Source organism: Gluconobacter sp. P5E10, assembly GCF_018812145.1.
Taxonomy (GTDB): Bacteria; Pseudomonadota; Alphaproteobacteria; order Acetobacterales; family Acetobacteraceae; genus Gluconobacter; species Gluconobacter cerinus.
On record NZ_JACRVZ010000012.1, the window covers coordinates 1 to 11,503 of the forward strand.

Genomic DNA, 11,503 nt, shown 5'->3' on the forward strand with positions numbered 1-11,503 from the left:
ATTCCGGCGGCTTGTGTGTTGGCGGCGACCGGGCTGTCGATCACCGAACTGAGGGACTTGCGTAATCGGATCGACCGGCTGCGCCAAGCCGTCAGCTCTCCGCGTGCCCCGGGCTGCAAGTCCGACGATCATTGAGCCTGTCACCCGTCAATAACCATTTCCAGAGAGACTAGTCTTGAGTTCCCCTACGCCCTAACATAGACGAGCGGGGTCATCGCATTTGGCCGCCGGCACATACCGCGCATTTTAGGCGGGATGCTCGTGATGTTGGTCGTGATCGACAACAGCCTATTCTCGCAAGCCATGAACACGTCCGTTTCAGAGAAGCGAAGAGCGACGCTCTGGCTTCTGACATGTAGGCGACTGCTGCCTGTCTGCTCTAATATCGCTGAGCAAACAGGCAAATCGTGGAAGAAAACAAAACAGTTGGACTGCTTCCGGATAAAAGGTGCGGAAAGCTGCCAGCTGATTTCACAGTTTGAAAGATGCCCCTAACAGATTTTATCTCCACTCAAAGCCAGAAAATTCCAGATCCAAAAAACTGACAATCTATTCATCGTAGTTTACTCACGAAATATCTGAGATGATCTGCAATAAAACTGGCTACAAAATAATAGCTGTGATCGTAATCAGGACGAAGATTCAGGATGAGTTCCTGCCCTGCATTCTGTGCGGCTTCCTGGAACAGTTCTGGCCTGAGCTGTTCTTTCAGAAACTGGTCCGCCAGACCCTGATCTATCAGAACAGGCAGTCTTTCCTTCGCTGTCCGCACAAGTTCAAGCGGGTCATAGGCTGCCCAACTGGCACGATCCGGCCCCAGATAAGCACTGAATGCTTTTTCACCCCATGGTACCTGCGTTGGCGCCACAATGGGTGAAAAGGCTGACACAGAACGATAGCGGCCAGGATTACGCAGCGCGATCATGATGGCGCCAAATCCACCCATCGAATGTCCCGCAATGCCTCGCTGCTGCGTAACCGGAAAGCTCGCCTCAATCAGCGCAGGAAGTTCCGTGACGACGTAATCATACATCCGATAATGCGCAGCCCACGGCTCCTGCGTCGCATTGAGGTAAAATCCGGCACCCTGTCCAAGATCGTACGCATCGTCATCGGCCACACCCACGCCCCGTGGACTGGTATCCGACGCGACAATGGCGATGCCCAGTTCTGCGGCCACGCGTTGCGCGCCAGCCTTGCCAATGAAATTCTGCTCCGTACATGTCAGACCGGAGAGCCAGTAAAGAACGGGAACCTTTTCAGTTTTTGCCTGCGGCGGCAGGTAGATCGCGAAGTTTGCTTCCACACCCAACGACACGGACTTGTGTCGCCAGACTTCCTGCACGCCCCCAAAAGAGGCATGTGTTTCCTTGCGTTCCATGGCTCTCACTGCCTTTTGCGCATGTCAGTTACCGTCCGTGAAGGTATAACTGCAGATCTTGTTCCCTGCCGGATCCCGGAGATAGGCAGCGTAAGCGCCCGGTAAGTGGCTTCGCGGGCCGGGTGCGCCTTCATCGGTTCCCCCATTGGCAAGACCTGCAGCATGAAAAGCCTCCACTTCGGCGGGTGTCGCTGCTGCAAAACCGATGGTGACACCGTTGCTTGAGGGCGCTTCACCGTTGCCTGGACGTGCAATGATGAAGGCTGGCTTTTCGCGGCCATACAGAATCCACCCATGCCCGAACGGCCCCAGGTTTTTTATGCCCAGAGCCGCAAGCGCGGCGTCATAGAATTTCGCGGATACCGCAGTATCCACTGCCCCAAGAAAAACGTGAGAGAAAACACCGTCACCGGAAATAACTGCCATGATCGTTCTCCTGTAATTTCCAACCATTGGAAATGATGTTGCGCGGTGAGACGCAGACCTTAGAAATGAATGACGGAACGGATGGATTTTCCCTCATGCATCAGATCGAAGGCCGTATTGATGTCTTCGAGCGGCATGGTGTGGGTTACGAAAGGCGCAAGTTCGATATCGCCACGCATGGCATCTTCGACCATGCCGGGAAGCTGGCTGCGTCCCTTGACCCCACCGAAAGCCGAGCCGCGCCACGAACGCCCCGTCACAAGCTGGAAGGGACGGGTTGATATCTCCTGACCGGCCCCTGCCACTCCGATGACGATCGACTGCCCCCATCCACGATGCGCGGCTTCCAGCGCCGCGCGCATGACATTGACGTTGCCGATACATTCAAAGGTGTGATCAATACCCCAGCCGGTCATTTCCACCAGAACCTGCTGGATCGGTCTGTCGTAGTCCTTCGGATTGAGGAACTCCGTAGCACCGAAGGCCTTGGCAAGTTCAAACTTTTCCGGGTTGGTATCAATAGCGAAAATCCGGCCAGCCTTTGCCTGTCGCGCTCCCTGAATGACCGCCAGACCGATCCCGCCCAGACCGAAGACGGCAACCGTATCTCCCGGCTGCACCTTGGCCGTGTTGTGTACCGCACCAATCCCTGTGGTGACGCCACATCCCAACAGACAGACATGCCCTGGATTGGATGCGGGATTGATTTTTGCCAGAGAAACCTCGGCGACAACCGTGTATTCGCTGAACGTCGAACACCCCATGTAATGATGGATCGGCTGACCTTTGTAGGAGAAGCGTGTCGTGCCATCCGGCATCACACCTTTACCCTGTGTGGCGCGCACTGAAATGCAGAGATTGGTTTTTCCCGACTTACAGAACAGACATTCACCGCATTCCGCCGTGTAAAGCGGAATGACATGGTCGCCGGGGGCAACGCTGGTGACCCCTTCTCCGACCTCGATGACAATTCCCGCGCCTTCGTGACCCAAAACGGCTGGGAACAGTCCCTCGGGATCATCCCCTGACAGGGTAAACGCATCAGTGTGGCACACACCCGTATGCGTGATCTGCACGAGCACCTCACCAGCACGAGGAGGCGCTACATCGATCTCGACAATCTCAAGGGGCTTACCCGCCTCGAAAGCAACTGCGGCCCGTGATTTCATGATTTTTTCTCCAAATAACCTATCAGCCAGCATCGAGGGCATTACCGGAGATAGGATCGAACGAGTGACACCACATTCTCGATCGAACCACTGGCAGCATCACGATCACCGGCACACTCAACAAATTCTTCCCGCAGGTGGCTTTCGAGAACACCGGCCATTAATCCGTTGATCGCTCCCCGGATAGCCGCCACCTGTTGCAGCACCGGACCGCAATCAGTTCCCTTCTCCAAAGCCTGTTCCAGCGCATCAAGTTGCCCGCGAATACGGCGCACGCGGGCCAGAACGCGCTTTTTCTCAGCCGGTGTGTGCGGCACGAACGCTTACTCCCGAATATACTACCCTTGAGTATCCTTGTCATACTATAGGGCAGTATGACGAGGATATAAGGGCGTGCTTGTCATATGATCCGATCACAATTCCGTATCGCTGAAATTTTCATCGCAACGTCCATGGGTTGCCCGTCTGTGTCTTGGGATCATTCAAGAGGTACAATTAGTGAGATCCAGACAATCTCTGCAACAAGGCTTTGAAGCGCTGATGTCCGCTATTTGGCAAACAACCTTGTGGTCCAAACGACCGACATGAGGGCGACTGCCGCCTGTCTGTTCTGGTTCCCTTGAGCAGACAGGCGAATTAGGGAGGAAAGCGGAATGTCCGCAATGGAATTGAACGAGGTGAACAGCGGACATAATGGCAGCCCTAGAGGAAAGACCAACCCCTTCCCTGGTCGTATGTCATCACTTTTCCAGCGGATGTCATCGGAAAATGCGATGTGAATACTGCTGCGGTGTGTTCGGCAGCATAATTCAAAGCCCATTTGCGCGATATGATGGCTATCTGAGGATCTGCATCAAAAACGGCACTCCACTCCGGAATACACACCTGAATAGGGTGATGCATGACATCACCCGTGAAGAGCGCACGCTCCATACCTGATTTCAGCACAAGAGACGCGTGATGTGGCGTATGCCCAGGTGTGGGGTGAAAGGAAATTCCTTCAAGAACTTCGGATCCGTCTACGTCAATCTGATCCGCAAGACCCGCCGAGATAATCGGATCAACGCTATCAATGCGTGTCATGAAACTGGTTTTATTACGGACGCTATCATGAACTGGATTACTGAAAAAATCATATTCGGCTCTAGAAAAGACATATCGGGCATTCGGGAAGGTCGGAACCCAGATGCCATTTTGCAGGCGTGTGTTCCACCCCACATGATCAACATGCAGATGGGTGAGAAGAACAAAATCGATATCTTCTGGCCGGACGCCAGCGCGCATCAGATTTTCAAGCCACACGGTGTGCAAGTGATCGAAATACAGAGCAGCAGGTCGAGCCTTGCTATTCCCGGCCCCCGTATCCACAAGAATGTTCCGACCGCGATCCTTGATGAGCCAGCTATGAACGCTCAAAAGGATTTTCGTTTCTGAAGCATCCAGCGTTTCAGACAGATCAGGATAGACCTGAAGTGCCGTTGCATCATCCCAGTCAGGAAGCAAGTGTTCTGGAGTGAGTGCTGCCAGCGTCAGATCCTGTATTTTTAGTATGCGGGCATCCCCTACAGTATACCACTGAAGATCGTTCATAATCCCAAGGCTCTGTTTTCGTTCTTATTTCTCAAAAAACACAGCGCTGTCGTCATGAAGGGAAAAGAGACTTCAATTCTTGCGGGAGTGCGCCTGTTGCATGGTTTGACAGGCACCCGAATAGTGGGTCCCATTCTTCAATCCGCAGATCACAAATCAAACCTTCGGATGCAAAGGGATCACCGGCAATCATCGCGTCAATCTCCTGCCGATTGGCGCCTTTCATAATTAGAAAGCCGGAGCGCAATGGGGTACCTTTCAACGGACCGGAGGCCAGCAGGCTGCCTTCCTGAATAAGGCGCCTGAGATACAACACGTGGGCTGCGACATGCTGTCCCCATCCCTCGCCGTCAGGGTGGTCCATGCGCACAAGATAAACAGGCATTTCGAAAGTCTCCACCAGAACTAGACTTGCCAATCACTCGAAGCCTTCAGCATATTCCTCTTTTTCGCTGGATAAATTGTCGATACGAGACATCAGTCACAACTGAGGATGATGAATGCTTGACCGGTTAACCAGCATGAAGATTTTTATCAAGGTCGTGGAATTGGGGTCCTTTGCTGCGGCCTCCCAGCATCTGACTTTGTCGCCGCAGATGGTCGCCAAGCATATAGAGGCTCTGGAGCATCACCTTGGTGCTCGCCTGTTGCATCGAACGACACGTCGGCAAAGTCTGACTGAAACAGGACGCCTCTATTGCGAGCAATGTCGGCTTGTTCTGCAGGCTGCTGAACAAGCTGACAGTCTGGCAGCCAATATGCTTGGCACACCGCGCGGCACATTATCTGTCAGCGTCCCAGTCACCTTCGGGCGAACGGTATTTCTATCATTTATTCACAGTTTTCAAAAAAGATACCCAGAAATTCAAGTGCATTTATCCCTGACAGACCAACTGGTTCACCCCACAATGGATGGTCATGAGGCTGTGATCCGAATTGGTGAACTGGAAACGGACCTTACAGCGGTCAGTCGTCCTTTGACGGCCTATCGTCGGGTCATCTGCGCGGCTCAAACCTATCTGGAAAAACACGGTTTTCCAGGGCAGCCCGAAGATCTGATGCGCCACGAGTGTCTCGTATATGAAAACTCCGGCGGCCCTGTAACCACGTGGTACCTTTCTCAGGGGAGCGTTACGCGACCTGTCACCGTGTCCGGGAAGATAATCAGTAATGATTCAAGTGTTCTGCATTCTGCAGCTCTTGGTGGCGATGGCATTCTGCTGGGATACGAGCAGGCTCTGCTTCCAGATATGAAAAGCAAACGGCTTGTCCGGCTTATGCCCAGGTGGAAAGTTCCGGACAGGCCCATGCACCTGCTCTATAACGCAGGTCCGGTTATGACACCAAAGCTGCGGGTCTTTGTGACCGAGCTTCAAGAGGCTTTCCAGCCTGAAGCCTCTTTTCGACGGAAGGGTGCCTGACTCCTAAGCTCAGTTGGCAATAAGTTCCTGTTCACCATCCCTGTTCAGTCGGAAGAACAAACAGTTCTGCAACATCCATGCGTGCAGGTGATTTCAAAGCAAAAAGGATGCTGTCTGCTATGTCCTCGCCTTCGAGAAAGGTCATGGACGCTGCAAGATCATCCATTTGTTTGCGGTAATCAGCATCTGTAATGTGGTCGTAAAGCTCCGATTTTACGGCTCCCGGCTGAATGCAGGTAATGCGGATATTATGCTTTGGTCCGATCTCCATTCTGAGGCCGTCTGAAAACGCTGTCACCGCAGCTTTGGTGGCACAATAAACGGCGAGACCCGTAAAGACTTTCCGGCCTGCAATCGAGGACATGTTAAAAATATGGCCCGAATGTTGTGCGATCATCTGCGGAAGAACGGCTGCCGTTCCATTAAGAACACCGGATATATTGACGTCCACCATCTGCTGCCATTCGTCCACTTTCACGCTGTCAACGCTAGATAGGGGCATCAGGCCCGCATTGTTGACCAGAACATCAATCCTTCCAAATTGGGCAATCAAGCTCTTTGCGGCTTCTTGACACGAGACAAGGTCAGTAACGTCCGTCACCAGAGGAATCGCTCGACCGCCAGCCTTGATAATCTCACTGACAAGTGCATTCAGGCGATCATGACGACGTGCCGCCAGGCCGACTGTCATTCCTTCTGCTGCAAGTTTGCGCGCTGTTGCCGCACCAATGCCACTGGATGCTCCGGTCACCAGAGCAATTTTTCCTGCAATGTTCATAATCTTCTCCACGCAACGAGCCTTCAATCGCCCTTGTTGGTCGAAGGAGGTGTAAATTATGCCAGAAGATATCTCTCTTGGCTTCTTGCTGAAACTATTGCGATTTTGCGCTATAGATAGTCGTGCATGGAAATCAGGGAGTGTAACAGATGGGGGTGCCCTGCCTTCCTTCTCGGCGTGCTGCCAGTTTGGCACTGGAGCAACTTCTCCCCGGGAAGAAAATCGCACAAAGTGAAGGGGATGTCTGGAACGACGTTGACGTCCAGATCTTCTCTCGCCCGTTACAAGAAGACGAAATTCTTGTACCTGCCGTCGCAGAACCCTTGCTTGTCTGGGTTATCAGCGGAGAAGCAAATATTGAAGAGCGTGAACTGACAGGACCTTGGGAACAGAGCAAGGCAAAAGCTGGAACGTTTTACCTCACGCAGACGGACACACCCTATCTGATGCGTTGGCAGGGCAAGGACGACACTTGTTTTGAAGTGTTGCATCTCTATCTTGGACTTGAGCTTGTTAACCGAGCCGCCATGTCATTAAATCTGAACTCCTCACGTATTCGAATGCGGGATGTCTCGGGAGGACAGGACGTTTTTATATCAGGCATTTTGAGTGGTCTGGTAGCTGAAATGCAATCTCCCGCCATTGCAAATCCCTTATTTGTAAATGGTCTTCTGGAAAGTCTGACAGTTCATCTTTTAAGACAGTATGCTGATGCCAGAGCTAAGATAAAGCTACGATCCACTCTCTTGCCCACATGGAAACTGCGTAGAGTTCTTGATCATATGGAAGCACATCTGGCTGAGGCATTTGATTTGGATTGTCTTGCTGCTTTGTGTGGCATGAGCCGTTTTCACTTCAGTCGCTCATTCCGTACAACCACGGGACAAACCCCCTCTGGTTGGTTCATGCAGCACCGCGTCCAGAAAGCATCAGAAATGCTTCGTAAGACCAATCTTTCCATTATCGAGATCGCCTTGGGGATCGGATACGACAGTCCAAGTCACTTTGCTCAGGTCTTCCGCAGAGTGAAAGGTGTCAGTCCTCGTGACTATAGAAAACTGTAATCACTCTCTGAATAAGGTTTCAGAAAAAACCTTGGTAAAAAAGTTCACCTAAATACAGTCCCATTCCAAAGACAGCATGAGCGCTTATACTGAGAAATAGTCCTTTTCCAGGATTGGGAGCCCTAAGTCCGAAAAAACCGCCGCCCAAAGCGGGTTTCATAAACAGGAATGGCGCTAAAAGCGTAATCAGTCCGAAGATCAGACCATTCAACAATGTGGGGACTGTCTCTGCTATGACAGTCACAAAACTGAGATACAGTGCAGCATAAATAGCACCAATCAGATAATGAAATGCCCAGCCGACAACTGCCTCTCCTTTCAGGATCGGTCTTTTTCCAATCATTGGATCATAGATCCTGCCGTTGCGCCACCCTATGACCCAGCGGCCCGTGACAGGCCAGTTGGCTGCAGGAATTCCAGTCAATGGTTTCTGGGCTTGTTGCCAGATATCGGATGCGGCAGTCGCCACGACGCCGACTGTCAGAATTTCGAGCAAATTCATACAGCATGTCCTCGAAGTAAGAGTGTTCTCACACACTTTCATGTCACTTTTCTAGTTTCATGATATACTGACGAAATCGCACTCTAGCAACACAAGAAGTTACATGAGACAAGATAACAGATTATCCTGTGTGCTCCACGTACTCCTGCATATGGCAGAAGCAGGGGGGCCCATGACGTCAGAAGCCCTGGCTCGCGCCCTTAACACCAACCCCGTGGTTGTGCGACGTCTTATGGGCGGTCTGCGTGAGCATGGATATGTGCACTCCGAGAAAGGACATGGCGGGGGGTGGACGCTTTCATGCCAGTTGGATCGGGTAACGCTGCGAGATATTTACGAGGCTCTTGATGCCCCAAGATTATTCGCCATAGGGAACCGAAGTGAAAAGACTGAATGCCTTGTTGAGGAAGCCGTTAACGATGCATTGAGTGGCGTCCTTGCGGATGTTACGGTCCAACTTCTCGCGCGTTTTGGCCAGATTACACTTGCAGCGCTTCATGCCGACTTCCATCAGAGGCTAGCAGCGCGTCATGCTCCGGCCACGCTCTGCAAGTAGACCAAGGGCTGATGGCTAGGTGTTTAGTCCCGGGATTTGATGGGGTATTATTTTCACGCGAGTGGAAGGAAGCCTTATGGGACAGATACGTCATGGCAGCGCCACGACCACGCACGCCGTGCGAGCAGCAATACAGCGATCGCAGGCTTCGCTCGCGGCGCTGAGCGAGGAGTTCGGGATCAACCCGAAAACAGTTGCAAAATGGCGAAAGCGCCAGACTGTCGAAGATCAGAAAACTGGCCCTAAAGAGCCTCGCTCAACGAGCCTGACAGAAACCGAAGAAGCCATGGCAGTCGCTTTTCGCCGGCATACTTTACTGCCGCTGGATGACTGCCTTTATGCCCTGCAGGCCAGCATTCCTCATCTGACACGTTCGGCCCTGCATCGCTGCTTTCAGCGTCACGGGATATCCCGGTTGCCGGACATCGAAGGAGACAGGCTCAAACGCCAGCGCTTCAAACGCTATCCCATCGGCTTTTTTCACATCGATATTGCCGAAGTCCAGACTGCTGAAGACAAGCTGCACCTCTTCGTTGCTATCGACCGGACAAGCAAATTCGCTGTCACACAACTCGTCGGGAAAACTGATCGGAAGACCGCCTGGGAATTCCTCGAACATCTCCTGAGCATCATCCCTTACCGGATCCATACCATTCTGACCGATAACGGCATCCAGTTCTCTGACCAACCCCGTAATCGCAATACGGCCTGGTCGCGTCCCATGCGCTTCGACCTGATCTGCGAAGCCCAGGGGATCGAACATCGTCTGACGAAACCCAATCATCCCTGGACGAACGGTCAGGTTGAGCGGATGAACCAGACAATCAAGGAAGCAACCGTCAAACGCTTCCATTACGATAGTCATGAGCAGTTGAGGACACACCTCAACGACTTCATGGCAGCCTATAATTTCGGGCGAAGACTCAAGACCCTCAGTGGCCTTACCCCTTACGAATACATCTGCAAAATCTGGACTTCAGAGCCAGAAAGATTCATCATCAATCCAAACCATCAAACCGCGGTACCAAACGCCTAAGGCTGGCACGCCCGCCCAAGCGATATAAACCCTCGTATCGCGCTGGAGTGCATTGCGTTAGGCTTGCACCGGTGGTGCGGGGCGTTCGTCGACTGGCGCAGCAAAGCACCCAGCAAGTGCGGGGCTACGACTGCCCCAGTCCTCCGGCGGTACTCGCCAGAATCTCGGCCAGGGAACATGGCGTGCCTCCGGTCAAACGCACGATGTCACCGCTGACGATGTCGTAGGCGCCACGCGCCTGCCGCGTCTTTATCGATACCACGGCATCGGCCACAACCTCATGCAGACCCGTTTTGAGCAACCCGGCTCGCAACACCTCGGCGCGCATCACGTTCAAGACAAACGGCCGCTGGATGTGCTGCGCGACCAGCCTGCACACCGCTTTACCGCGCAGGGTTTCAGGGCCTGTCAGCTGATATATGGCGCCCTCGTGGCCTTCGCTGGTCAATGCGGCGGCGGCAGCTTTGGCCACATCGCCGCGCGAAACGAAACTGACGCGGCTGTCCTCAAGCGCCGCAAGCCCGCCTGCCGTCAAAGACATCCGCACCTCTTCGACCAGCGTCTCGGAAAAATAGCTCATACGCAGTATCGTCCATGCGGGGATCGCGCTCTTGATCAACGCCTGCTCACTGTGCCAATACGCCGCGCCAACGGCGGCCTCCCCCTCACGCTGCGTCCCGGTTGCCGACAACAGGAAGACGTGACCGACTTGGGCCTGTGCAGCGGCATCCACGGCCGCCAACATCTGGCGCGAACGAATCCCCGGCCGCAGATCAGCCCCTGGAATCAACAGCAGGCGATCCAAGCCCTGATAGGCCGCCACCAATGTCTCGGATTGGTCATAGTCGCCCAAGCGACCTGCGTAGGTTAGATCGGTCTTGGGGGTGCGCGAAATCGCCACCAAATTTTCGGCCGCAACCGTTTCCGCCAACGCCTGAACAACTGCGCTACCGAGCTGACCGCTGGCACCGCTTACACCTATTTTCATCATCAGATTCCATGGTTATTTATGGTTCCTTAGGATAAATTTGTTCCTATAAGCTAACAAGTACGCATGAATTCATGCGTCAAGAACACCCAGGTTCCTGTCGCCCCAAGGAGTAGCAATGGAAAATATAGAAGCGGAATGTCGCGGCCTGGCAGAGGTGATTGCACGCATTGGCGACAAGTGGACGGTTATGGTCTGTGGCCATCTCTCAGAAGGCACCCATCGTTTCAATGCGTTGAAGCACCGCGTCCCCGGCATCTCGCACCGGATGCTGACCATCACTCTGCGCGGGCTCGAGCGCGATGGACTGGTGGCTCGCAAAGCCTATGCTACCGTCCCGCCGAAGGTTGAGTACTGTCTGACCCCATTGGGGCAAAGCCTGACAGGACCTCTGGCAGCCCTGGCAAGTTGGGCACGCGAGAACCGGCCCGCCCTTGAACAGGCCCGCGCCGCATTTGATCGTCGTGCCGCGCAGGACTGATCTGGCGTTGAGGTGTGATGAAGCGCGCCGTCAATCAGCGGCGCATGCGGGGCATCATTCCATCAAGTTGAACCACTTAACCATGCGCTCGCTCAGGTGTTTGTCCAGAGA

General features: G+C 53.4%; 14 protein-coding genes. 5 read left to right on the forward strand and 9 right to left on the reverse strand.

The annotated features are described in order from the left end of the window. Nucleotides 1-553 precede the first annotated feature (553 nt). From fghA to KP707_RS15560, 6 genes are all read right to left on the reverse strand, one after another. The gene (gene fghA / locus KP707_RS15535) at nucleotides 554-1,381 is read right to left on the reverse strand and encodes an S-formylglutathione hydrolase (protein WP_003618986.1); all 828 of its coding nucleotides are present in this window, start codon (nucleotides 1,379-1,381) and stop codon (nucleotides 554-556) included. 24 nt (nucleotides 1,382-1,405) lie between these two features. Beyond that, nucleotides 1,406-1,807, reverse strand: a complete 402-nt coding sequence (locus tag KP707_RS15540; RefSeq protein ID WP_003618982.1) for a VOC family protein — start codon at nucleotides 1,805-1,807, stop codon at nucleotides 1,406-1,408. A gap of 59 nt (nucleotides 1,808-1,866) precedes the next feature. Next, nucleotides 1,867-2,976, reverse strand: a complete 1,110-nt coding sequence (locus tag KP707_RS15545) for an S-(hydroxymethyl)glutathione dehydrogenase/class III alcohol dehydrogenase (RefSeq protein ID WP_016738644.1) — start codon at nucleotides 2,974-2,976, stop codon at nucleotides 1,867-1,869. A gap of 41 nt (nucleotides 2,977-3,017) precedes the next feature. Continuing rightward, nucleotides 3,018-3,293: a formaldehyde-responsive transcriptional repressor FrmR gene (gene frmR, locus KP707_RS15550; protein ID WP_015074861.1), complete on the reverse strand. Its 276-nt coding sequence runs from the start codon at nucleotides 3,291-3,293 to the stop codon at nucleotides 3,018-3,020. Between the two features lie 385 nt (nucleotides 3,294-3,678). Further along, nucleotides 3,679-4,566 carry an MBL fold metallo-hydrolase gene (locus tag KP707_RS15555; protein ID WP_015074864.1) on the reverse strand — a complete coding sequence of 296 codons (888 nt, stop codon included), beginning with the start codon at nucleotides 4,564-4,566 and terminating at the stop codon, nucleotides 3,679-3,681. A 52-nt stretch (nucleotides 4,567-4,618) separates the two neighbouring features. Next, nucleotides 4,619-4,951: a YciI family protein gene (locus KP707_RS15560; protein WP_016737605.1), complete on the reverse strand. Its 333-nt coding sequence runs from the start codon at nucleotides 4,949-4,951 to the stop codon at nucleotides 4,619-4,621. A 115-nt stretch (nucleotides 4,952-5,066) separates the two neighbouring features. Between KP707_RS15560 and KP707_RS15565 the strand changes: the two genes are divergently transcribed. Continuing rightward, nucleotides 5,067-5,987, forward strand: a complete 921-nt coding sequence (locus KP707_RS15565) for a LysR family transcriptional regulator (RefSeq protein WP_015074865.1) — start codon at nucleotides 5,067-5,069, stop codon at nucleotides 5,985-5,987. A gap of 31 nt (nucleotides 5,988-6,018) precedes the next feature. Here the strand turns inward: KP707_RS15565 and KP707_RS15570 are convergent, their stop codons facing one another. Beyond that, nucleotides 6,019-6,765: an SDR family oxidoreductase gene (locus KP707_RS15570; RefSeq protein ID WP_016737604.1), complete on the reverse strand. Its 747-nt coding sequence runs from the start codon at nucleotides 6,763-6,765 to the stop codon at nucleotides 6,019-6,021. 149 nt (nucleotides 6,766-6,914) lie between these two features. Between KP707_RS15570 and KP707_RS15575 the strand changes: the two genes are divergently transcribed. Further along, nucleotides 6,915-7,829, forward strand: coding sequence for a helix-turn-helix domain-containing protein (locus KP707_RS15575; protein WP_015074867.1), 915 nt, complete (start codon nucleotides 6,915-6,917; stop codon nucleotides 7,827-7,829). Nucleotides 7,830-7,848: 19 nt separating this feature from the next. Here KP707_RS15575 and KP707_RS15580 read toward each other — a convergent pair whose 3' ends face one another. Then, entirely contained in the window at nucleotides 7,849-8,331 is a 483-nt protein-coding gene (locus KP707_RS15580; protein ID WP_015074868.1) for a DUF2938 family protein, read from the reverse strand. 103 nt (nucleotides 8,332-8,434) lie between these two features. Between KP707_RS15580 and KP707_RS15585 the strand changes: the two genes are divergently transcribed. Together KP707_RS15585 and KP707_RS15590 are read left to right on the forward strand one after the other, a co-directional pair. Beyond that, on the forward strand, nucleotides 8,435-8,887 hold the full coding sequence (locus KP707_RS15585; protein WP_080578982.1) for an Rrf2 family transcriptional regulator: 453 nt from the start codon (nucleotides 8,435-8,437) through the stop codon (nucleotides 8,885-8,887). Nucleotides 8,888-8,963: 76 nt separating this feature from the next. Further along, on the forward strand, nucleotides 8,964-9,923 hold the full coding sequence (locus KP707_RS15590; protein ID WP_016738641.1) for an IS481 family transposase: 960 nt from the start codon (nucleotides 8,964-8,966) through the stop codon (nucleotides 9,921-9,923). A 124-nt stretch (nucleotides 9,924-10,047) separates the two neighbouring features. On the opposite strand, the gene KP707_RS15595 is transcribed toward KP707_RS15590, so the two are convergent. Next, on the reverse strand, nucleotides 10,048-10,914 hold the full coding sequence (locus tag KP707_RS15595) for an NAD(P)H-binding protein (RefSeq protein ID WP_016738640.1): 867 nt from the start codon (nucleotides 10,912-10,914) through the stop codon (nucleotides 10,048-10,050). Nucleotides 10,915-11,029: 115 nt separating this feature from the next. Here KP707_RS15595 and KP707_RS15600 point away from each other — a divergent pair, with 115 nt between their 5' ends. Beyond that, nucleotides 11,030-11,392 carry a helix-turn-helix domain-containing protein gene (locus KP707_RS15600; RefSeq protein ID WP_015074872.1) on the forward strand — a complete coding sequence of 121 codons (363 nt, stop codon included), beginning with the start codon at nucleotides 11,030-11,032 and terminating at the stop codon, nucleotides 11,390-11,392. Nucleotides 11,393-11,503: the final 111 nt, after the last annotated feature.

Coding starts and splice junctions, on each gene's coding strand:
- KP707_RS15600 (WP_015074872.1), top strand. CDS start 11,030: ATGGAAAATATAGAAGCGGAATGTCGCGGCCTGGCAGAGGTGATTGCA.
- KP707_RS15580 (WP_015074868.1), bottom strand. CDS start 8,331: ATGAATTTGCTCGAAATTCTGACAGTCGGCGTCGTGGCGACTGCCGCA.
- KP707_RS15560 (WP_016737605.1), bottom strand. CDS start 4,951: ATGCCTGTTTATCTTGTGCGCATGGACCACCCTGACGGCGAGGGATGG.
- fghA (WP_003618986.1), bottom strand. CDS start 1,381: ATGGAACGCAAGGAAACACATGCCTCTTTTGGGGGCGTGCAGGAAGTC.
- KP707_RS15595 (WP_016738640.1), bottom strand. CDS start 10,914: ATGATGAAAATAGGTGTAAGCGGTGCCAGCGGTCAGCTCGGTAGCGCA.
- KP707_RS15570 (WP_016737604.1), bottom strand. CDS start 6,765: ATGAACATTGCAGGAAAAATTGCTCTGGTGACCGGAGCATCCAGTGGC.
- KP707_RS15590 (WP_016738641.1), top strand. CDS start 8,964: ATGGGACAGATACGTCATGGCAGCGCCACGACCACGCACGCCGTGCGA.
- KP707_RS15540 (WP_003618982.1), bottom strand. CDS start 1,807: ATGGCAGTTATTTCCGGTGACGGTGTTTTCTCTCACGTTTTTCTTGGG.
- KP707_RS15565 (WP_015074865.1), top strand. CDS start 5,067: ATGCTTGACCGGTTAACCAGCATGAAGATTTTTATCAAGGTCGTGGAA.
- KP707_RS15585 (WP_080578982.1), top strand. CDS start 8,435: ATGAGACAAGATAACAGATTATCCTGTGTGCTCCACGTACTCCTGCAT.
- KP707_RS15545 (WP_016738644.1), bottom strand. CDS start 2,976: ATGAAATCACGGGCCGCAGTTGCTTTCGAGGCGGGTAAGCCCCTTGAG.
- KP707_RS15575 (WP_015074867.1), top strand. CDS start 6,915: ATGGGGGTGCCCTGCCTTCCTTCTCGGCGTGCTGCCAGTTTGGCACTG.
- KP707_RS15555 (WP_015074864.1), bottom strand. CDS start 4,566: ATGAACGATCTTCAGTGGTATACTGTAGGGGATGCCCGCATACTAAAA.